The organism is Deefgea piscis, from assembly GCF_013284055.1.
In the GTDB taxonomy this organism is placed as follows: domain Bacteria; phylum Pseudomonadota; class Gammaproteobacteria; order Burkholderiales; family Chitinibacteraceae; genus Deefgea; species Deefgea piscis.
The window spans coordinates 1,229,681-1,250,840 of the sequence record NZ_CP054143.1; the positions used below are offsets into that span (position 1 = coordinate 1,229,681).

A 21,160-nucleotide genomic window follows, 5' to 3' on the forward strand; every position below is an offset into this window, starting at 1 on the left:
ATATGCAACGTATATTTCTAACTTAGTACTTTGTTGCGCCGCAATAATTTAAATTGGCTAGAATGAATTAATTACTTCATTTTGGACTCATTATGAATATTGCTGTTTCTCCTTTATCGAGCGTTGATATTTTACGTGCGGCAGCAATTGCTCAGGCATTGCTTGATGGTTTTAATCATCACTATGCGCTGTTTCGTGAAGCCAGTTGTATGGCCAAAATTAATTTTGAGGCGGGTGATGTAATCGCACAAAGAAATAGTGTGCGCAATCGAATTACTTTTTATGATGCGCGTGTACTGGAGAGTGTTTCACGCTTGAAGCAAGAATTTGCCGCTGAAGATTTGCCGGATTTGATGTGGTCTGCGGTAAAACAGCAATATATTGCTTTGTTGCTTAATCATCAACAGATTGAACTTGCGGAAACATTTTTTAATTCTGTATGTTGCCGTATTTTACACCGCACATATTTTCATAATGATTTTATTTTTTATCGCCCAGCGGTTTCAACTGAGTATATTGAAGAGTCAGAGGCGACTTATCGTAGTTATTATGTGAATGATTTAGGATTAGTGCCTACATTCAAAAAGATACTGTTAGATTTTTCTTGGAATCTATCATTTGTCGATTTAAATCGTGATGTAATGCGTATTTTATCGACATTACGCCATCATTTAGCAAAGAAGCTATCCCCAGAGTTTAATTCACATATTGAAGTTTTAGCATCCCCATTCTATCGAAGCAAAGCGGCATATATTATCGGTAAAGCCACGCATGGTGAGTTAGAAATCCCATTTGCGATTCCTTTGTACCGAAATCAAGATAGTCAGCTTTATATTGATGCTGCTCTGTTTGAGATGGTGCATATTCGCCAATTGTTTTCGTTATCGCGGGCTTATTTCTTGGTTGATATGGAAGTGCCATCGGCCTACGTGCAATATTTGCATGATTTAATTCCGGGCAAATCGCGTGCTGAGTTGTACACCATGCTGGGATTGGGCAAGCAAGGTAAAACCATGTTTTATCGCGAATTAATCCATCATTTACGCCACTCTTCGGATCCATTTGTGAGTGCGCCAGGAACAAAAGGGATGGTGATGATTGTCTTTACCTTACCATCCTTTCCTTTTGTATTTAAAATTATTAAAGACGTATTTACGCCGCCAAAAGAAGTGGATCGGGCCACGGTGCGAATGAAATATCTATTGGTTAAGCAGCATGACCGTGTTGGCCGTATGGCGGATTCGCTAGAGTTTTCTGATGTTGCGTTGCCGCGTTCGCGTTTTGATCCGGAGCTGCTGGCTGAAATGCGTTTATTAGCACCATCGATCGTAGAAGAAGACGGAGATTCAGTGGTGTTTCGGCATATGTATATTGAGTGCCGAATGAAACCGCTTAATTTATATATTGAGCATCGCAAAGATCAAGAGGTTGAAGCCGTTATTCGCGATTATGGTAATGCCTTGCGTGAGTTGGCTATTGCCAATATTTTCCCGGGGGATATGTTATTTAAGAATTTCGGTGTAACTCGCGCCGGGCGTGTGGTGTTTTATGATTATGATGAAATCGAATACATGACGGATTGCGATTTTCGGCGAATTCCACCGCCACCAACGCCAGAGTTTGAAATGAGTGGTGAAACTTGGTTTAGCGGTAATAAAAATGAGGTGTATCCAGAAGAGTTTGGTAGTTTCTTATTGGCGCGACCGGATGTGAAGCAGGCATTTAACAAATATCATGCTGATCTATTAGCGCCCAAGTTTTGGCAAGATACCAAAATGCGAATTAAAAATGGCATTGTGGAGGACTTTTTCCCTTACCCACAAGCATTACGTTTTTCGCAGGATGAATAAAATCTACTTGGTATTTCAGCCTCTTCTTTGAAGAGGCTTTTTTTATTTATATTTTTAGTTTCGATGATATACAGCAAGATTGATTCGGCTGATAATTCGGGCACGATTTGTTTTTGTTCTGAGGTTTATATGACGAGTGCTGCGGATTTATTGCCTTATCAACGCCTTCATTTGAAGTCGTTTACTTATTCTGCTTTGGATGCCGGTCCAAGCTTAATCGTACTTGGAGCGGTGCATGGCAATGAAGATTGCGGTACTAAAGCAATCGCTCGCGTGATGGCTGAGCTCGATTCTGGCGCTTTGCATTTGCTGCGTGGTCGAATTACGTTTGTACCCATTACCAACCCGCTGGCATTTGAAAAACAGCAGCGCAATGGCGATCGAAATTTGAATCGTAATTTGCGGATAACAGATGAGCCATTAGATTTTGAAGATCGCATCGCCAATGCCCTTTGCCCATTGCTCGCCGATCATGATGTTTTGCTCGATTTGCATTCAACAAACAATCCTGGTGAAGCATTTATAATGCTCGGGCCTGAAAATAATCAGGGTGATTTGCAACCATTTTCCCATGCTGAGCAAGAAGAAGCATTAGCAGTTCGCTTGGGGCCGCATCGGATTGTTGAAGGCTGGTTGTGTACTTATGCCGAAGGGGTTAAGCATCGATTGGCGTATACGCCGCAATGCGAGCGCTCGCATTTACTCAATACCGATCCGAGCTATGGTGTCGGTACTACCGAATATATGCGTGCCCATGGTGGTTATTCACTAACTTTAGAATGTGGTCAACATACTGATATCAGCTCACCTGAAGTGGCCTATCAGGGGATTCGCAATACCATTGCGCATTTGCAATTAGCGGATTTACCTGCCGCGCCAGTGCAAACAGATATTGAATTTTTAAAAATTAGTCGTGTGATCGATCGTCATCATGCCGATGATGTTTTTGTGAAAACCTGGGCTAGTTTTGATCCGGTTCAGGCCGGTGAAGTGATTGGGCTGCGCCATGATGGCCAGCAGGAACTCGCGCCGTGCGACGGTTTTGTGTTGTTCCCCAATCCGAGTGCCGTTCCGGGTAATGAATGGTTTTATTTTGCCCAGTTAAGTGAGCGTCAACTGAGCGCCTTGAGAAATTAAATCGGAGTATCTGCTGCTAGACCATAATTTATATGGTCTAGCACTTAATACTAAGGATGAATTAACGGACTTACTGCTTTTGGCTTCGCGGCTAAAATCGCTTCATGTACGGCGTCATCTTGTAAACCATGCCAAAACACATGTGCAGCAACGGCATGGCTATGATCATTGATTTGTTGCCATGCGCGAACGGCGTCACTGGCAAATTCAAATAGAATAATTGATTTATGGGCCTCAATGGCCTGTGCCTCAATATTCATCCCAATATCGCTTAAATAATCGAGCAGCGCATTGCGAGACTTTGTGGTGCGTTCATCGGTGGTATCGTAAGTTAAAAAAATCACTGCTTGTGCCATATCGGTGGTGGCTAAGCGAATAAAATCCACTCGCGATAAAATATTGACTTTGCCTTTGGTTTGAATCGCTTGCATGATGTGCTCCTGATCAATTTATCCGTTTTTCTGCTGTGTGCAGGGCTGAGTGTGTCGCTGATTTTACGATTAAAGCCCTCAAGTTATCCTTGAGTGGGTTTGTGGATAAGTATGTGATTAAGTTGTTAGTTTCTCGGTTTAAATTAGTATAGTTATTATATTTAACTATGTATTTGCATATATGTTACGTATTTGTTGATGCTTGATGATATACCTGCTAGTTATGGCTTTTTATTGGTTTGTGTATAAAATTGTGGATAAGCTGTTATTTTGCTGTTGATTCATTGTTTGAGTGCTGAGCGAGTCGTTGGGATTCTTTATAAATTTTTTTCATGGCATACATTTGTTGATCGGCTTTTTCGATCAGCTCAATGGCTGAAATGTAGTGTTCTGGCCCAGTTGCAGCACAGCCAATGCTAAGTGAAACGCAGTCTTCTGATTTATACATTTCTTCAAACAATCGGCGTAAATAAACCGCTTCGGCTTCAACTTTATTGCAGCGGCTCATCAAGACACAAAACTCATCCCCACCATAACGAAAACAATAATCATCGCTACGAGAAATCTGCTTAATCGATTGGGCAACGTAGCGTAAAACTTGATCGCCTTTGGTGTGGCCTTGTACATCGTTAATTTGTTTGAAGTCATTCACATCGATATACACCACGGCGACCGATTCAGCGCGTCGTTCCGCGGCGCGTAGCATTCGGGTCAGCGTTTCATGCAGATCACGGACATTGAGCAGGCCAGTCAAGGGATCGGTGCGGATCATTTCCTCAAGCTGTTGGGTGCGCTCTCGTACTTTATCCTCGAGCGAACGCGCGTAGTCTTCTGATTTATTTTTTGCGCTTTCGATTTCGGTGAGCAAGCTGCGGATATAGGTTTCAAACACCAAGGTGATGTCAAACATAAATAGCTTTTCAAGCGCCAAGCCAATGTTATTGCGCTCGGCTTCATGCTCAATCGGTGCGCTAAAAATAAGCTCGAGCAAGAGCTGTTTGAGCGTATGGATTCCGGATAGATAGAGCTTAGGTTCAACGCCAATGCGTTTATGCACCAGACCAATTCGTAAACGATTGTTGACGTAATCTAAGTCATACACGCCAGTGAATAAATCCAGGATGTATTTTCTTTGTGCATTGCGCAAACGATCTAGCGTGTCGAGATCGCCAATCAGTAGCGCTATTTCGGGGATGCTAGTTTGTAATTCGTAAAATTGATTAACGAGCGTATCAAGATTGGCAACGACAGTGGCTTTAAAGTTCATCAATAAAGCAATGTCTTCGCCGCTGAGATTGACCAATGTTTTGCGGTGGCTGATATCAAACTCGGTGATTCTCATCTGTTCGAGTAAGGTTTGATCGGTTTGCCGCATAATTGAATCCCAAGCAGAGCGGGTGATTGCTTGAGTATAGACATCAGCCAAAAAATCGCTTTCAAATCAGCAGTGTTTTAGTTTTAATGTTTGAAAGTAGTATCATGATTATTTAACAGCTAGTGATACTGTTGCCAAATTAGTTTCGCCAGTAAGCTGACAGCTAAAATTAAAAACAAGCGTCGGATCCACGCATTACCACCGCGAAATGCCAAATAGCTGCCGACTTGTGCGCCAGCAATATTAGCGATAGCCATTGGGATGGCGTAGCTAAATAGTACGAGTTTGGCGGGGATAAAAAATAATAAGGCGGCGATATTGGTCGCTAAATTAACGATTTTGGCGCTGGCGCTGGCGCGTAAAAAATCAAAGTGAAAAAAGCGCACAAATAAAAACATTAAAAATGAGCCAGTTCCTGGGCCAAATAAACCATCATAAAAACCAATCGCAGCCCCCATCACCATCCCTAAGATTAAATCGCGACGGGTTAAAACTCGGCCGGCATCTTCCTCGCCAAAGCTTGGTTTACGCCAGGTATAAACCAGCATCACCGCCAACAAAACAATCACCAGTGGCCGAATGATATCGGCGGGCAAGTAATGGGTGATTCGGGCGCCAGCTAAAGAGCCAATAAAGGCTGTTGCTGCGGCAGGCAGAATGACTTTCCATGGTATGCGTATACGGCGTACATAACTCAAAGCGGCTGAAGCAGTACCCCATACAGCAGTAAATTTATTACTGCCAAGTAAGGCCGCAGGCAGTTCTTTGGGCAAAGCGGTTAATAAGCTAGGTAATAAAATAAGGCCACCGCCACCGACTGCGGCATCAATCAGGCCGGCCACAAAAGCCATTGGGATGAGTAAGAAAAGTGCGGTTTCCATCGGTGATTCCTTTCAATATGTCGGCATCATTACAGATTTGAAACGCGCTGCCTATGGCGATGATCATGTAGAAAACAATAGTTGCTGTAAATTTTGGCAAAAGGTATAAGTCAGTATCAACCCTTTGGAAATTCAGCATGGCAAAAACGGCACTGATTATTAGTGGCGGCGCACCGAATGCAACGCTGGTGGCGGGCGCTTTAGAGGCCTTTCATGAGCTTGGCTTGCAATTTGATGTGATCTCTACTGCGGGCGCAGGCGCTTTGCTGGGTTTGATGTATTTAGCGCCCAAAAATGGTGATCCGGTCAAAACATTACGTGGCTTACAGGAGATGGGGATTGCCGATTTTTTATACCGCGCTTTTCCTGTTAATTTTAAAGTCTTTAATAAACCCGGCACGATGGCCGATGGCTACCGGCAAATGATGGCGCCTTTGCAAACTATGTTGGCGCAATGGCAACCACAAGATCCCTTATCGCAAACGCTCAAAGACGCCACCCAGCTGGGTATCGCCAGTGCTTGTCCAAGCGATATGCATTCGCGTTCTTTAGGTTTGTGCGCGCATGCGCCTTTTGTGGAAGACGTGATTGATTTTGCGCAGTTGCAACAGCCGGGCACAGCAATTTGGGTGAATGCATATAACCTGAGCCAGCATGAAATGGCCAATTGGCCACGGCAAAAAATCGGCGTGCAGCAATTGCAGGCAGCGTTATCGTTTCCTTTGCTGTATGCGCCGACCGAGATTGACGGCGATTTTTATATGGAAGGCGCGGCGATTGATTGTTTGAACTTTAAAGATTTGCGTAAAAACCATCCTGAGCTGGAAGAAATCGTCATTTTTGATCTGCTTGGCGCCGAAAAACTGTTGCGTAAACCCAAAGATTTGTACGACGCGTGGGTGATGTCCATCATCACGCCATTGGTTGAGATTGCGCGCGATGACGTTAAAATTTTTGAGGCGCTACATGGCGAAGGAATTACTTTGCATAAAGTACCTTTGCTCGAAGCCGTGCCCCATGAGGCGTTACCGGATGTGTTTGATTGGTCACGCAGTAATTTAACTCGGCTATATCAATTGGGTTATCACACCGGCAAAGCCTATGCTCAGCAACATTTAACGCATCTGTATGTAAGTCAGCAAGGTGATCAATCGGCTGGTACTGATTGCCATGAGCGGCAGTTGGCACGATCAACGCAATCGTCGTAATACGGGACGGTGGCGATTAAAAATTCGGCATGACAGCAAACGATGGCTAGTAAAAATATTGGGTATATTGATACTGGCCATTTTATATAGAGCATGCAACTTAATACCCATTACTGTTGATGAATCATCTCGGTAGTTTTGAAGGAAGAAAGATGCGGATTGGACGTTGGCTAGGATTGATCGGTTTATTGTTCTTCAGTGCTTGCTTGCACGCGGAATGTTTGCCAGCGCCAGCACCGTTGAGTGCGAGTGAGCAGCAAGCGTTGCAAGCGGCGGCGAAAGATCAGGGTTTTTTGTGGCGGATTAGCAAAAATGGTCGTGATTCTTGGCTGTATGGCACGATTCATATTAATCACGTCACCGGTTTATTTCCCGGCCCCAAGGTGAGGCACGCGCTGCAAAACAGTACCATTTTGGCGCTAGAACTCAATCCGAATGATGCTAAAACCCAAGCCGAGCTGGCGCAATTGGCGCAAGCGGGCGCAGGTCAAGTGCCGCCGCAATTGCAATCACGACTGGCGGCGCAATTAGCTGCGGTGTGTTTGCCAGCCACCGCCGCGCAAGCGATTCATCCGACCTTATTATTTGCCAGTATGAGTGTGCTGGGGCTGAGGGCGCAGGGTTTAGAGGCTGGGTATGGTAGCGAGCAAATGTTGCTGGGTTTGGCGCAAACTGGGAAACAGCGCGTTGTCGCACTGGAAACACCAACGATTCAAATGAATGCTTTGCTCGGCCCTGAGCTCAATGTCAGCAGCGAAGATTATGAATTGGCCTTGCAGCAATTAGAAAGCAAGGCCGATCAAGCGCTGGCGCTGAAGATTGTTAATGCATGGGAGCAGTCCGATTTTACGACGCTCACCCAGTATGCCAAATGGTGCGATTGCCTGAATACTCCGGCGCAAAAAGCCAGTATGCAGCGTTTAATGGCTGGACGTAATCCGGGTTTGGCCGATGGGATTGCTCAATGGCATCGGCAAGGGGCTAGCGTTTTTGCGGCGGTGGGTAGTTTGCATATGGTGGGGCGCAAAGGACTCTTGTTTTTACTGGCGCAGCGCGGCTTTAAAATTGAGCGAATTCATTGAGCTTTTCTTTGAAACACCCAAACCCCAGCGCCAAGCTCTGGCGGCAGCACTAATTGGCTTAAATCACGGCGTTCTTGCCAGTCAAACGTCGATTGCGCCTGATATTCGTCCCAATTACCGGTAATAAAGCGCGAACGGCTACCGATGACAATATAGGTTTGCACTTCGCGCTGGCGAAAAATCTGTTTTTCAAAGGTATTCCCCGCCGGTGGCCAGCAGCATAAAACCACTTTGCTTGGAAAACGTTTAAGCGCCGCACTGGCATCCAGTTGTAATACGTCAGCCGGATAATCGACGACTTGTCGCCAGCTAAAGTCATCGCAAGCGGTGATATCGACATTTTGTTGGCGTAAAAATCGACTTAAAGTGCCGTCGCCAGCGGCGATTTCAAGGCAGGGTTGCTGGCCAATCAGCTGGGCTAAACCGGCGATCAGCTCTTGGCTGTAAAAACAATAAATCCCGCGTTTAGCAACTAGAGGCATTAATAAATGCTTTTGACTAATCAGCGGCCAAGTCCATTTAAAGCGCTTCATCGATACCGGTTTGCGAACTAAATCGCGCTCAAATAATAAGCGCTGGGCAATCAAGCCATTCCATAAATTAAACCGAACCTTGCCTTGGGTCACGCCAGTGGCCACTGAAAAAGCATATTGGCGCAACGCCAGTTCGATTAAGCGTTGCCGTTCTTGTTGGCTGACGAGTTCAGCAAAAGCTCGGCCTTGGCGCTCGCCAGATAAAAAATGCGCGTGGTAATCGATTCGAGTGCTCGATTGGCGAATGAGGGCTTTGATTTCTGCAGCATCTTGTCGTGCAAAAACGCCTTCCAACTCCCCACGCACCGCCTGCCATTGCGCAGGACAGGCGGTACAGAGTTGGCTAAAGCTCGGATTTTGCTGTAAAAAATGCAAACGTTGTTCTGGGCTGATTGGCGTTTTTATAGACATAGTTCGGTGACGATAGCGCCAGCTGTTGTGGCTAAGATGGACATATTGTTGCATTCATAAGGTGAGCAAGATGAATCAAGCGCAAGCGGTGTTGGATTTTTGGTTTCATGAGATTGATCCGGCGTTATGGTGGGCGAAAAACGGTGAGTTTGATCGCTTGATTGAACAGCGGTTTTTGGCATTACATACTGCGGCCAAACGCGGTGAGTTGTTTACTTGGCGTGACAGTGCTGCGGGGCGCTTGGCAGAAATCATCGTGTTGGATCAGTTTTCGCGCAATATTTATCGCGATCAGCCCGAAGCGTTTGCCCAAGACCCGCAAGCTTTGGCCTTGGCGCAAACGGCGATTGTGGCGGGGGCTGCGGCGCAATTAACGCCGATTCAAACTAGTTTTTTGTATCTGCCTTTGATGCACAGTGAATCGTTGCTCATTCATCAACAGGCACTGGCGTTATTTACCGCGCTGGGCCTGCCCAATTCATTGGCATTTGAACTGCAACATCAGCAGATTATCCAGCGCTTTGGTCGCTACCCGCATCGCAATGCGATTTTGGGCCGAGTATCCAGTGCCGAGGAGTTAGATTTTTTGCAGCAAGCGGGATCGGCATTTTAAGTGACTGAATGGCCTGAAGTTTTTGCTTTTTACGTCGATATCTAGCCTCAGTAGCGCGCTGTTTTACCTGCAGTGCAGCAGATAGCCCAATACCCTAGGCATCCAGTTGGAGTGCAATACCATGAATTCACTGAGCGCATTTAATTCTGCAATTGCGGCTGGCCATACTTTGAGTCGTGGTCTGAATACGCAGCCAAGTGCGTCATCAGCTGTCGCTGCGCCGGCGATCAAGAGCAGCGCGTTACAGCAGCGAGTGGATGATTTAAGTTCGGCCACCCTGAAAATGGCTGACGATTTGATTGGCAAGTTTGCCAAGCAGCTATTTGGTGATCAAGCGCAGGGGATGAAAATTGAGTTTGATACGCTGAGTTTAAGTGCCGAATCGAGCTTTAGCGCGATGCAGCAATCGACGCAAAGCGCGGAGCAAAGTCGTCAAGTCAGTGCTTTTCGTCTGAGTGATGCCAGCCATTTTAATGGCAAAGGGACTTTGACGACGGCCGATGGTCGGCGCTTTGAAATTGAAGTGGATATTCGTTATCAAGCAAAGGTTGAAGGTGTGGGTATCAGTCAGCAATCAATGCTAAATAATACCCAGCAAGACATACCTATAGATTCGCGGCATAAAGATCCGGCAAAATCGCCAGCAACAATCACCGCAGATACCTCTGACTTGTCGCGTCCGAGTATCAATTCGTATTTTGCGGGTACGGCCGCTGATTTATTGCAGCGACTGAGCAGTGAGCCAGTATTTCAGCCGTTTTCACTCTTGCAACAGGCTGATCCAGCGCAACGGTCACTGCTGGGGGATTGGTCACTGCAAGTATTGAATCTCGCCGGCGGCCCGCGATATCTGGATTTAAGCCCGCACTTTGATCGGGATAAAACTGTTTTTGAGGCACAGGCTTAGGGCCTGCTGACGTTGGCTTTGCCTGCCGCTAGTTTAGGTTCGCCAGTATAAATTGGGCCATTGCTGTTGCCATCTTTTGAGATGGGCGCGATCTTGGGCGACGTTAGGCGGCAATCCAGAGCGCCGATTGTGTGCCAGACAGAGTGACCACGCATCGATGAGCCCTGCATCGACCGATAAAATAAGTCCATGTTGAGGATGTTGCTGGGCGGCCAAGCAGGTTGCGGTTTCTGGAAAACGTAAAACTGCATCAATGCTACTGCTGTAAGCTGGAACGCCATATTTGAGATGCATTCTAGCTTGGTTGCGAACCTGCCAATGAACGCCGTTTAATTTCTTCTGTAATTGATTTTCGAGTTCTTCATCGATCATTCGATCGGTATTTCCGGCATCAAACCATACAACATCGACATCCGCTAAGGGGGTCGGCTTGGGATAATTATGTGCAACATCCCAGATTAAATTGCGAATCAATCCAGCACAAATCATTGCAGAAGGCAGCGCTAAATCGGCGACTGCGGCAAGGCAATCCATGCGAAATGGATCTGCTTTTAGGTGGTAAATGGTGCTGCGGTACAGGTTTGCCATTGGTGATCAAGGGGGGACGATGCGCAGTAATTTACGCGGATTTTGAGTATAAAAATACACAGAGCAGGGGTATTTTCTTAGGTTTTGGCGGGGGTGGCGTAACTATGTCACTGAAAATAATCAGTTTTCTACTTAAGATGCGCAGAATTATTTTAGAACAAATGCATAACACCCTGTTTGAATGGTGTCGCGTTCTACCCAGAATGAATGGATGAGTGCTAGCAAAAGGAGAGTGAATGGGGATAGCAGTTCAACTAACAAAAATTTTAGTAGCGTGCAGTTTGCTCGCTGGCTGTGCATTGAATGAATCGGTGCCAAGTCCGTCGACAGCCACTCAGCAGATTGCCAGTGAAGTCGCGAATAAAGTCACAGGCGATTCGTCGGCTGCTGCGGCGTCTGCGACATCTGCAGCAAGCGCATCGGAGACTTTAACTGCATCAGAGGTTAAAGCGTGTAAGGATAATGGCTATGTGTTTAGCCAAAAAGATATTGATGCGCTGATTTTGAATGCGTTTAATGAGGCGCGTGGCGAATCGAATGCCGGTATTTTGGCGGTATTGGGCGTCACGATGGCGCGGGTGGATTCGGCGTGTTATCCCGATACCGTGCATGATGTGGTGTATCAACGCAAACAGTTTTCTTGGACTTGGCAGCGTGGCACGCCGCGTACTTTAGCTGCAGCTAAAGCGATCGAACCGAAAACCTATGCCAAGGTTAAAGCCTTGGTCGAAAACTATATCGCGCAGGGCGCGAAACCCAATGGCTCTTTGTTGTATCACGCCAAGAGCGTTAACCCGAGCTGGTCACGCTCGGCGTCAATTGAGCGCACCAAGGTGATGGGCTCGCATATTTTTTACGATCATCGACGCTGTTAAAGCATTGCGTCGTTCTCTAGCGATTGAATTATGCCGTGAGTACGGACGATATCGTTAAGACATTGCGGGCAATAGCAATCGCCTTGACTCGGTAGCGGTAGGCCCTGTGGCAGGTTCATACACCAGCAGCCACCGTTGTTGCCACCGCTACCGCAGTGAAAGAGTTGGCCACATTGCTGGCACTGTAGCTCACGAATTTTAAGCACGGTTGGCGGCATTATTGTTGCCAGCGCACGTGGCGCTCATCGACAAATTCATAATAGCGTAGCAGCATAATCTGCCGATTAGCATCGAGTAGCTCGGCAGGGACCGGGCCAAATGGTGCGGCAAGTCGAATGATTTGCAAGGCATCTTTATCCAGCTTGGGATTGCCCGATTCTCGGGTGAGGCTGAGCGCCGCAATGCTGCCGTCGGCATTGAGGACGACCCGAAATTGCATTAAGCCAAATAGCGCTCGGCCATTGTCATCTCGCGGGAAATTTTGCTGGCCGATGCGTTCTACTTTTTGCCGAGTTTGTCGCTCCCAAATCCCAAAAATCGCTTTGTTTTTGTCTGAACTTTGGCTGCGAATTGCCCCGTCTTCGGCTTGCGGTGCTTCGAGGTGTTTAATATCGGCATAGTGCGTGAGTAATGGCTTGCCTTGCCGGCTGGTGCCGACTGCGGTATCTAGCCCGGTGATTTCAACTTCTTTATTGTTGCTCGGAATCACTGGCGTTTTGACCATGCTGGCGGCGACGACTTTTTTTGGTGCCGGCTTGGCACGATATAGCGGCTTTTCGGCGCTTGCGGCTTTGGTCATCAACGGCGGGCTGGGTTCGGGCGGCGTAACTTTGGGTGTTTGCCGTTGTTGCAGCGTCATCTCGATTGCGCCACCGCTGGCGGATTTGGGCTTTTGGGGTTCTTGGGCTGGAATCAGCAATACCAGCAGATGCAATAGAATCGCCAAGATAAGCGCCTGCAACAGCCAGTGTTGGGGCGTTTGAGCAGGAATGGCGAAATCATGATGCGACATGCAAAAAAATCCGAGTGGGAAAGCGGCTTCATTCTATCGTGAAGTTTGGATAGGCGGGCGATGTTGAATATATTGCTGGGCGCTAAAGTACTGATTTTTATCAGAATGGCAAAAAAAACAAAAATATTTTAAAAAAAGACTTACCGTTTTAAAAAATATAGGGTATTATCCGCCCCCTAACTTGCTGAATGTGATTCACACAGTCAACAAGGCTAGTCGCTAGGGGAGTCGCCAAGTTGGTTAAGGCACTGGATTTTGATTCCAGCATGCGAAGGTTCGAATCCTTCTTCCCCTGCCAAGAATTGTATAAAAAAGAGTCGCGATGCGGCTCTTTTTTATTGCCTGCAATTTTTAATTCAGATGTATTTATCGGCAGCGCTTTATGAATATAAGCTAGCTATAAATACCCCCCTGTTACCTTGCTTAGTTGCTTAAGACCGCTTTGACTTCTCGCTCGCCTAGATCGGCGGCACCTCGGTAGCCGGAACGGCGCAGTGCAATACCCCATTGTTCGACAATCGGGGCAAAATCTTCTGCACGACGAACGCTACTCAATAATTCAGCCAAGCGCTGCTCCCAATTTTGCCCGAGATATTCTTGCGTCACTTGCATAATCACTTGGCGTGCGGCTTCGATTTGGCGCTGCTGCTTAAGGTCTTGCCCTAGATCGGGTGCGAGCGTGCTCGGGCCGGTGAATGTGCGTTGATTGAGGATTTGTTCCGGTGTTGCTGAGTTGATTAATCCCAGATTTTGTAGCTTTAAAAGAATCTCGACTACATCGATCTGTGGCAGCATTTCAATCAAAGCGTAATGATGTCGGCTGCCATCAATCAAGAGCAAGATCTGCCGCTCTTTTTGGCTGATTAAACCGCTGCGCTGCGCTATTTCTTGTTGGCCGATTGAGGTTTTAGAATAAATAGTTTTTTCCATGATGGCACTCGGCGGCGATGACACATGGTTTATATATAAGCTCAAACTGATGTAGTAAGTAAAAACTAACTACATGCTGTTGCATAAAATAAACAAACTAATTTATGAGTGCTGAATTGGTCGATGAATGATATCGCGCAGCGCTTCTTCGGCTTGCACTAATAGTGGGGCTTGTTGTTTGCGGCGATCCACATCCAATAGCGGCGTTTGCTGTTTGCGACGTTCTGGATCATAAAAATGGATTTTGTGGGCGGCCGCGCCATTTTCAAATTGGATCACTCCGGCGATTTTCCACGTTTGCTCGATACGCTTGAGGTGATAGCTGGTTTGGTATTCCCATGGGCTGCCATCATTGCGAATGACGCGCCAGCGTAATTGAGCGCTGGCTAAATCAGCACTGATTTGCATGATGCTGAGAATGGTATAGGTGGCGTCGTGAAAGCCTTGTGCTGCGTACCAAGTAAATAATGCGTGCGTGGTTTCACGTAGCGCATCCATTTCGGGCCAATCGGTGCGTTCTTCATTGATGAGCGTAAAAAAAGGCATGGCAAATAAATTGCAGACGCCATCGACATCGAGTTTGGTGTAGACCGTGGCAAAGTCTTCAAAAAATTCTTCTAAATTCATTCAGAAAACCTTTCTTTAAACCGACTTCAAAATTGTTTGTTAGTAAATTATAAATGATTCTCAATGAAGTATGGGTTTTTACTTATATAGTGATGCACTTTTGGATGCAGATTTTCCTGCTTTGCAACGACCATGCTGTTGATCGATTGAATCGGGTTGTTCTGCTTGAAATTATGACTTTCATCGCCATCTATAAAAATATTCAGTTGTATTCATTTAATTAAAGCCAAGTCTTTGTAGGAGTTGTTCATGGTTCAAGCTACTGCCAGCCATTTATTGGTAAAAACTGAAGCCCAGTGCGAAGCACTGAAACAAGAAATCTTAGCGGGTGCTGATTTTGCCGCCGTTGCTAAAGCCAATTCAAACTGCCCATCATCAGCACAAGGTGGTGCTTTGGGTTCGTTTGGCCCTGGCATGATGGTGCCTGAGTTTGATAAAGTCGTTTTTAGCGCGCCATTAAATGAAGTGCAAGGTCCGGTGAAAACGCAATTTGGTTATCACTTATTGGTGGTTACTAGCCGCGGTTAAGCAGCCTGCGCGAATAAAAAAACACCGCCAATTTAAAATGGCGGTGTTTTTTTTATGCCCAATTGCACAGGCAGTGTTTATTGCTGTGCTGGCTCGGCAACAAAAATCTCCACTCGGCGGTTTTGTGCACGACCCGCTGCGGTGTCGTTGCTGGCCACTGGGTTGCTTGAGCCCATGCCGTCGATTGTCATACGCTGACTGGCCACGCCTTGGCTGGCGAGATAGTTACGCGTTGCTGCGGCACGATTCACTGATAATGGATTATTGATCGCATCGCTACCGGTATTGTCCGTGTAGCCCACAATGCGTACTTGTGTTGCTTTGTTTTGATTGAGTGTTTGCGCTAGGCGATTCAAAATCGGTTGCATGCTTGGTTTAATGGTTGAGCTACCGACGGCAAATGAGAAATCTGCCGGGATTTCGAGTTTCAATTCATTGTTGGGTGTTTTGCTGACTTCAATACCAGTGCCTTGCGCTGCTTGTTCCATGGCGAGGCGTTGCTTTTCCATATTTGATGACCAGAGGTAAGCACCTAAGGCACCCGCTGCGGCACCAATTGCTGCATCACGGCCAGTATGGCTACCTTTAGAGGCCTTGCTAATCCCCGCGCCAAGGGCTGCGCCACCGAGGGCACCAAGCACTGAATTTTGTGTTGTTGACATGTTTGAGCAGCCAGTTGCGACCAAGCTGAAAGCAACCAATGCGGGTAAAAGAGCACGTTTCATGGTGTATTCCTTTCATAAAAATTGATAAGGGCAATCAAAACACTATCTATGCCATTAAGCTATAGAAAATTACCCAAATTCAGGTGATTCTCATCACATTATCCGTAGTCCATTGCGTTTTTGGCGGCGGATGAACCATCATAAGCAAAAATTTCACGCTGTTTTTGTCTTCAGCTCAATGGTCGATTTGGGGGAGGAAAGGTTGAAACTCGACGCGTTTATTCCGCCAAGGCGTTGGCTTGGCGGCGATTATTCTGGATGTTTAAAGCATTTTGATGGATGGGTATGGTGCAGCTCGCGCTGGCATTGACTGCCGATCGCAAGAGATTGAAGTGTACTTTTGATGCTGATTCAGCTGGGCGTGGTTTGGCTTGTTTCGCGCGATCTGATCGATTAGATCTTGCTCTGCTTAGTTTTGGTTCACATTAACTGCGGTACTAAAGGGTATTGTAATGCAGCCTTTTATGAAAAAAGGCTGCGATGATATACCCTTTACTTGCCTTTAACTAAGGCCATGATTTCAGTGGCATTGAGCGTACTAGCTCGCTGCTGAATCTCAGGCAGGTATTTGGTTTGCAGATCTTTTGCTGGTGCCAAGGTTTCTTGAAAGCTCTGCTGGAGTAACGCTGCGCTCATTTGGCGCCCGCCAGCGTAATAGCGTTTGGCAACTTGACCTAGGGCATAGGTGCTGGCAAAAGAAAATGCCATGCCCGTTGCTGCGCCGCCTAAAGTCTTGCCCCATTTACCGCCAACTTTACCGAACAAACCACCGACCAGTTTACGGCCAAATTGTTCGAGATATTGCGAAGTTAAGCCCACACCGACGGTGGATAAAAATTCGCGGATATGGCCTTGATCTAATTCGTAGCCATAGCGTTGGCCAATGTTGTAAACCATTTTGATTTGCAGTGGGATAATCGCTACCGAGGCCCAAGTTTGCGGCAGCAGCTCGAGTGCGCCATTGAGGATGGCAGATTTTAAAATACTGCTATCGATAGCCGCTTGATCAACAATCGGCTGGCTGGTGGGCTGAGCGTTGATTGGCTGGTTCGTGAATAAGGGCGTGCTGTTTTGTCCGGCCGCGGCCAAGGAGTCCGCTTCTTGCTGAAACAAGGTGGTTGTCGGGTTGTTGAGGGCTAAGCACGATTTAAGCTCGGCTAAAAATTGTTGTTCTGCCGCGCTGGTGCTGCCATCGGCATCACAGACGCACACCGCCATCTCATAGGCAAATTGGCGCTCGGCCTCGCTACTCAATTGCATACACACTGAGGCTAAGTTCACGCGCTTAAATAAAACATCTTGATATAAGCGGGTTAAATCAATGCCGCTGTCTTGGCCTAAAGATTGCGCCAATCCGCGGATATGTTCGCGCTCGCGCTCATCATTATTGCCATCGGCAAACGCGGCCAGTAGCGCAATGGTGAGAATGGCTTGTTGTTGTGCGGCTTGCATGATGTGCCCTTATAAAGTGGTTTTTTACTAGACCCATTCGCTATGGCTTTGTTCCCAATGGTTTATTTTTACCGCGGACCTTAACGCAGATACTGTAGAAGTCGGCCACGATAGGCGCTACCGTCATTGAGCGCTTGGGTCAGCATGGTTTCGTGCAGGCTAAAGCCACGCAGGGCCATTTGCTTATGAAAGGCGCTACGATTACTGCGATTGGGATCGATAATTAAAATTTCGGCGGTGGCTGCGGCATGTTGATCGATAAAGGCTGCCAACACTTCAGGATGTCCACGCTCGTAGAGCACGTCGCTGCCAATAATCAGATCAAATTCGCCTAAATCATCATTGATACGTCCCCAGTTACCGGTGCAATATTTTAATTTTGGCAGGGTATTGAGCTGTAAATTGGCTGTTAGAAATTGCTCGGTGAGTGGATGGCAATCGCTAGCGGTAATATCGCCGAGCCGACGATGAATCACCATACTCGCCAGTGCCAAGCCGCAGCCGATTTCCAGTACACGACGGCCAGCTAAATCATAGCTTTGCATTAAGTCGGCGAGTTTTTGTGATGAAGGCCAAATTTGCCCAAATAAAGGCCAGCAGGCTTCAGAAATCCCTGCGGCTTCAGCTTCACCCAGAGGGTCATAAAATTGTTGTCGATCGAGTAAAGCGCGAATATTGAGATCAGCCCCGCCAGCGACGGCAACGGGGAGTTGTTTGACTTGATAGCCAAACGGAACAGCATGGAGCATGACAGCCTTGGGCATGTGCAGCACTGAATGCTAGTCGAACCGACAGGGCGCAGGGCGCTTTGCAAGGCGAGGAGTAAACGGCGGGGCAGAGGTGCGAGTGATGAATCGTTTTTCATACTAACATCTCTTGCGAATTGGTGATGCGTACTTCTGCTTTAACGCAGTTGGGCGGCCTTTAAAATCGCGTTTAATTCCCCGCTCGCTTGCATTTTGGCCAGGCCTTGATTAAAGCGTTGCAGCAAGAGCTCGGCATTGGGTGTCTTTCGGCTAATCAATAAATACATGGGCTCTTCATGAATAATTTGTGTGCTGATATTGAGTTGCTCTAAGGCTTTGCTGCCTAAATTGTGACGAATGAGGTGCATGCCGACCGCCTCTTCGCAAGGAAAAGCATCGATGCGTTTCGCGAGGAGTTTGGCAAAGTTTTGTGCATCGTTATTGCCAATATCACTTTGTAGTTGTTGGCTTTGTATGAGTTGAGTTAATGCTTCCCCATAAAAATACCCATGCGTCAGTCCCAGCCGATGGCCTTTTAAATCCTTGAGATGCGACCAATAAATTGGTCGATCACGATGAAAAAACAACACGACTTTGCTGCGATACACCGGGTCGCTGTATAAAAAATCTTGTCGGCGTTCTGCATTATCAACCCAGAGTAGGCTGCCATTCACCTTGCCACTGCGTGCCACATCGAGCGATCTTTTCCATGGATAAAATTGATATTTCACCTGAATGTTTTCTAGGGCAAAAGCGCGGCTGACAATTTGGCTGGCGTAGCCATATTGCGGCAGGTTTGCGCCGAGTAATGGTGGCCATTCGCCATTGGCAAGCTCAATCTCTTGTGGCGCTGCAAAGCTGCAAGCCGCAAAAAATAGCGTCAGAGTAAACAATAAAATGCGCGGCATAGCGGTGAAATTCAATGTGGCAAAAGAAATGTAGGTAAGTTTTTTGACAGGCTTACAGTAAGAGCATCATCGCTGTTGGGGAAATTGGCGTCAAGTGTCGACGAGTTAATTGGGTGAGAATGATTTGTTAATTGTGCTTATGGGGATATTGCCTTTATTTTGCGGTGTTTTATCGGTAACTTCATGCTCTGAAAATTCAACGGGGTAGAGTGCATATGTCACGGATTTTGATTATTAATGCGGCAAAAGAATTTGGGCATTCTAAGGGGCAATTGAATCAAACCTTGAGTGACCTTGCCCAAACCACCTTGCAAGCGCAAGGGCATGAAGTGCAAGCGAGCCATATTGATCAAGGGTATGTGGTTGCAGATGAGGTTAATAAAATCCTGTGGGCCGATACCCTCATTTATCAAATGCCGGCTTGGTGGATGGGGGCGCCGTGGATTTTAAAAAAATACATCGATGAAGTTTTTACTGCGGGGCATGGCGTGCTGTATCACAGCGATGGCCGTTCTCGCTCAAATCCGGAGCAAAAATATGGTTCGGGTGGATTATTGCAAGGCAAAACCTATCTGCTATCAGTCACTTGGAATGCACCAATGACTGCCTTTACCGAGCAGAATGATTTTTTTGCCGGTGCTGGCGTTGATGCGGTGTATTTACCATTTCATAAGGCCAATGAGTTTTTGGGAATGAGCGCACTGCCAACGTTTATTTGTACTGATGTGATTAAGCAGCCGGATATTGCTGGCGACTTTTTGCGCTATCAACAGCATTTACAGCAGTATCTTGCTTAGGCAGAGAGAATGTCTGGATGAGCCGCAGCGTTTTTTAAGGTTGGTATTGCTGGTTGCCGCCGTATATCACTACGGCGGCTAGGCTTTATTTGCCAATGAACCGCCTCAATTCGCTGTGGTGCTTTTGATAAAACTAAAATTTATCACCACGCAATACCCGCACTTCACTGAGCCATTGAACCAGAGCAAAATGTGCGCCAAATTGATGATGCACTGCTAGGGCCAATTGTTCAGCTTGTCGCGTGTCGATGATGAGTTCAATTTGAATATTTTCATTGGCATCAAAATTGCCATGTTTTTCGCCGTGTTCTCCGTTGCCGCGTGCGGCAACAATTGTCCAGCCGCGAATCGATCTGGCTTCAAATAAAGCGATTAAATCATTTTCAAGTACCGCTTCGGTGACGATGGTCAGTAGTGTTCGGGTATGGAAAGTCATCGCACAGCTCCTTAAGCCGCATAGCCAGCAAATTGATGATACAGCGGTACGCCCACGAGGATATTAAACGGAAACGTTACGCCAAGCGCCGCGCCGAGCGACAATGCCGGATTGGCTTGGGGTAACGCCATGCGCATCGCCGCTGGTGCTGCAATATACGATGCCGAAGCCGCCAAAATCGCCATCAAGGTTAAGCCGCCCAATGAGAGCCCCATTAACAAGCCAAAACCAATGCCGATCCAGCTGAGCAGTAGCGGTAAAACAATCCCGATACTGAGCACCAGCAAACCTTGCTGGCGTAAAATCCCCATTTTACCGGCAACGACTAAGCCCATTTCGAGTAAAAACAGCGTTAATACCGGCTTGAATAAATCGATATACAACATATCCAGCGGCTTGATGCCTTCTGGCCCCGCCAAAGCGCCAATGAGTAAACCGCCCATCAGTAGCACCATGCTTTTACCAAGAAAGACTTCATGCAATAGTTTGCGCCAGCCATGACCCGATTGGGCGGCATTGGGGCCCAGTCGCGCCAGCACAACGCCAATCATCAGCGCGGGCATTTCAAGTAGCACTAAAAATAAAGTGGTTTGTGGCTCAAAGCTAATCTGTTTTTGCGCCAGAAAAGCCACGCCAACAGCATAAGTGACGACAGACACCGAACCATAATGCGCCACCATACTCGCCGCATCGACTTGGCTGAGTTTGAGGCGAAGTAGCGGATAGATCAGTAATGGAATCAGCGCCCCCATAAAGATGACGAGCAGGGCTTGCGGTAATAGGGTCAAAATCGGTTGTTTGGCGAGAATTAAGCCGCCTTTAATACCGATGGCGAGTAATAAAAAAACCGATAGTGTTTCATACAGTGCACTAGGCAGTTTTAAATCGGATTTTGCCAAGCCAGCGGCCAAGCCAAGCAAGAAGAACAGCACAACGGGATCGATTTGCATGTAGGAATGTTTCTTATTTATTGGCAATATTTACGAATTTACTACATTTTGCCAAAATAAAAAACATATAAAAACAAAGGCTATTTTCATTATTTTGTGTAGCAGAAGTACGTAGTGAGAAATAGGATATAGGCATTTTTTTGCGGAGGAAAATGGTC

23 protein-coding genes and 1 tRNA gene are annotated in these 21,160 nt (G+C 46.8%); 10 read left to right on the top strand and 14 right to left on the bottom strand.

All coding sequences use genetic code 11. From position 1 onward, the window contains the following. The first annotated feature begins 92 nt into the window (after positions 1-92). Together aceK and HQN60_RS05975 are read left to right on the top strand one after the other, a co-directional pair. Positions 93-1,850 (top strand): bifunctional isocitrate dehydrogenase kinase/phosphatase, encoded by a 1,758-nt coding sequence (gene aceK / locus HQN60_RS05970; protein WP_173532789.1) that lies wholly within the window; start codon positions 93-95, stop codon positions 1,848-1,850. 129 nt (positions 1,851-1,979) lie between these two features. Beyond that, positions 1,980-2,987, top strand: a complete 1,008-nt coding sequence (locus HQN60_RS05975; protein ID WP_173532790.1) for a M14 family metallopeptidase — start codon at positions 1,980-1,982, stop codon at positions 2,985-2,987. Positions 2,988-3,037: 50 nt separating this feature from the next. Here the strand turns inward: HQN60_RS05975 and HQN60_RS05980 are convergent, their stop codons facing one another. From HQN60_RS05980 to HQN60_RS05990, 3 genes are all read right to left on the bottom strand, one after another. Continuing rightward, the gene (locus HQN60_RS05980; RefSeq protein ID WP_173532791.1) at positions 3,038-3,418 is read right to left on the bottom strand and encodes a hypothetical protein; all 381 of its coding nucleotides are present in this window, start codon (positions 3,416-3,418) and stop codon (positions 3,038-3,040) included. Between the two features lie 265 nt (positions 3,419-3,683). After that, complete coding sequence (locus HQN60_RS05985; protein WP_173532792.1) at positions 3,684-4,793, bottom strand: GGDEF domain-containing protein; 1,110 nt, start codon at positions 4,791-4,793, stop codon at positions 3,684-3,686. A gap of 119 nt (positions 4,794-4,912) precedes the next feature. Continuing rightward, complete coding sequence (locus HQN60_RS05990; protein WP_173532793.1) at positions 4,913-5,674, bottom strand: sulfite exporter TauE/SafE family protein; 762 nt, start codon at positions 5,672-5,674, stop codon at positions 4,913-4,915. Positions 5,675-5,811: 137 nt separating this feature from the next. Between HQN60_RS05990 and HQN60_RS05995 the strand changes: the two genes are divergently transcribed. Then, positions 5,812-6,882 (top strand): patatin-like phospholipase family protein, encoded by a 1,071-nt coding sequence (locus HQN60_RS05995; RefSeq protein WP_173532794.1) that lies wholly within the window; start codon positions 5,812-5,814, stop codon positions 6,880-6,882. Between the two features lie 152 nt (positions 6,883-7,034). Further along, on the top strand, positions 7,035-7,964 hold the full coding sequence (locus tag HQN60_RS06000; protein ID WP_173532795.1) for a TraB/GumN family protein: 930 nt from the start codon (positions 7,035-7,037) through the stop codon (positions 7,962-7,964). On the opposite strand, the gene HQN60_RS06005 is transcribed toward HQN60_RS06000, so the two are convergent. Continuing rightward, the gene (locus tag HQN60_RS06005; RefSeq protein ID WP_173532796.1) at positions 7,958-8,908 is read right to left on the bottom strand and encodes an SAM-dependent methyltransferase; all 951 of its coding nucleotides are present in this window, start codon (positions 8,906-8,908) and stop codon (positions 7,958-7,960) included. The genes HQN60_RS06000 and HQN60_RS06005 overlap by 7 nt on opposite strands. A 70-nt stretch (positions 8,909-8,978) precedes the next feature. Between HQN60_RS06005 and HQN60_RS06010 the strand changes: the two genes are divergently transcribed. After that, positions 8,979-9,521: a DUF924 family protein gene (locus tag HQN60_RS06010; protein WP_173532797.1), complete on the top strand. Its 543-nt coding sequence runs from the start codon at positions 8,979-8,981 to the stop codon at positions 9,519-9,521. Positions 9,522-9,642: 121 nt separating this feature from the next. Further along, positions 9,643-10,428 (top strand): hypothetical protein, encoded by a 786-nt coding sequence (locus HQN60_RS06015; RefSeq protein ID WP_173532798.1) that lies wholly within the window; start codon positions 9,643-9,645, stop codon positions 10,426-10,428. Positions 10,429-10,461: 33 nt separating this feature from the next. Here the strand turns inward: HQN60_RS06015 and HQN60_RS06020 are convergent, their stop codons facing one another. Continuing rightward, a complete protein-coding gene (locus HQN60_RS06020; RefSeq protein WP_173532799.1) occupies positions 10,462-11,016 on the bottom strand; it encodes a nucleotidyltransferase family protein in 555 nt (184 codons plus the stop codon). Positions 11,017-11,252: 236 nt separating this feature from the next. Here HQN60_RS06020 and HQN60_RS06025 point away from each other — a divergent pair, with 236 nt between their 5' ends. After that, positions 11,253-11,891 carry a cell wall hydrolase gene (locus tag HQN60_RS06025; protein WP_173532800.1) on the top strand — a complete coding sequence of 213 codons (639 nt, stop codon included), beginning with the start codon at positions 11,253-11,255 and terminating at the stop codon, positions 11,889-11,891. Between the two features lie 217 nt (positions 11,892-12,108). On the opposite strand, the gene HQN60_RS06030 is transcribed toward HQN60_RS06025, so the two are convergent. Then, the gene (locus HQN60_RS06030; protein WP_173532801.1) at positions 12,109-12,903 is read right to left on the bottom strand and encodes an energy transducer TonB family protein; all 795 of its coding nucleotides are present in this window, start codon (positions 12,901-12,903) and stop codon (positions 12,109-12,111) included. Positions 12,904-13,124: 221 nt separating this feature from the next. Between HQN60_RS06030 and HQN60_RS06035 the strand changes: the two genes are divergently transcribed. Next, a tRNA-Gln gene (locus HQN60_RS06035) sits at positions 13,125-13,201 on the top strand. Between the two features lie 125 nt (positions 13,202-13,326). On the opposite strand, the gene HQN60_RS06040 is transcribed toward HQN60_RS06035, so the two are convergent. Then, complete coding sequence (locus HQN60_RS06040) at positions 13,327-13,833, bottom strand: hypothetical protein (protein ID WP_173532802.1); 507 nt, start codon at positions 13,831-13,833, stop codon at positions 13,327-13,329. 102 nt (positions 13,834-13,935) lie between these two features. Next, a complete protein-coding gene (locus HQN60_RS06045; RefSeq protein WP_173532803.1) occupies positions 13,936-14,460 on the bottom strand; it encodes a DUF6841 family protein in 525 nt (174 codons plus the stop codon). A gap of 249 nt (positions 14,461-14,709) precedes the next feature. Here HQN60_RS06045 and HQN60_RS06050 point away from each other — a divergent pair, with 249 nt between their 5' ends. After that, on the top strand, positions 14,710-14,988 hold the full coding sequence (locus HQN60_RS06050; protein ID WP_173532804.1) for a peptidylprolyl isomerase: 279 nt from the start codon (positions 14,710-14,712) through the stop codon (positions 14,986-14,988). 77 nt (positions 14,989-15,065) lie between these two features. Here the strand turns inward: HQN60_RS06050 and HQN60_RS06055 are convergent, their stop codons facing one another. The 4 genes from HQN60_RS06055 to HQN60_RS06070 form a co-directional block, all read right to left on the bottom strand. Continuing rightward, entirely contained in the window at positions 15,066-15,713 is a 648-nt protein-coding gene (locus HQN60_RS06055; protein ID WP_173532805.1) for a YiaD family glycine zipper/OmpA-like lipoprotein, read from the bottom strand. 492 nt (positions 15,714-16,205) lie between these two features. Further along, positions 16,206-17,165 carry a YcjF family protein gene (locus tag HQN60_RS06060; protein WP_173532806.1) on the bottom strand — a complete coding sequence of 320 codons (960 nt, stop codon included), beginning with the start codon at positions 17,163-17,165 and terminating at the stop codon, positions 16,206-16,208. An 80-nt stretch (positions 17,166-17,245) separates the two neighbouring features. Continuing rightward, positions 17,246-17,914, bottom strand: a complete 669-nt coding sequence (locus HQN60_RS06065; RefSeq protein WP_173532807.1) for a class I SAM-dependent methyltransferase — start codon at positions 17,912-17,914, stop codon at positions 17,246-17,248. Positions 17,915-18,069: 155 nt separating this feature from the next. Continuing rightward, entirely contained in the window at positions 18,070-18,819 is a 750-nt protein-coding gene (locus HQN60_RS06070) for a substrate-binding periplasmic protein (RefSeq protein WP_173532808.1), read from the bottom strand. A 215-nt stretch (positions 18,820-19,034) separates the two neighbouring features. Here HQN60_RS06070 and HQN60_RS06075 point away from each other — a divergent pair, with 215 nt between their 5' ends. Beyond that, the gene (locus HQN60_RS06075) at positions 19,035-19,616 is read left to right on the top strand and encodes an NAD(P)H-dependent oxidoreductase (RefSeq protein WP_173532809.1); all 582 of its coding nucleotides are present in this window, start codon (positions 19,035-19,037) and stop codon (positions 19,614-19,616) included. A gap of 133 nt (positions 19,617-19,749) precedes the next feature. On the opposite strand, the gene HQN60_RS06080 is transcribed toward HQN60_RS06075, so the two are convergent. Both HQN60_RS06080 and HQN60_RS06085 read right to left on the bottom strand, forming a co-directional pair. Then, positions 19,750-20,052 (bottom strand): P-II family nitrogen regulator, encoded by a 303-nt coding sequence (locus HQN60_RS06080; protein ID WP_173532810.1) that lies wholly within the window; start codon positions 20,050-20,052, stop codon positions 19,750-19,752. Between the two features lie 11 nt (positions 20,053-20,063). Further along, positions 20,064-21,002, bottom strand: coding sequence for a sodium-dependent bicarbonate transport family permease (locus HQN60_RS06085; protein ID WP_173532811.1), 939 nt, complete (start codon positions 21,000-21,002; stop codon positions 20,064-20,066). Positions 21,003-21,160 lie beyond the last annotated feature (158 nt).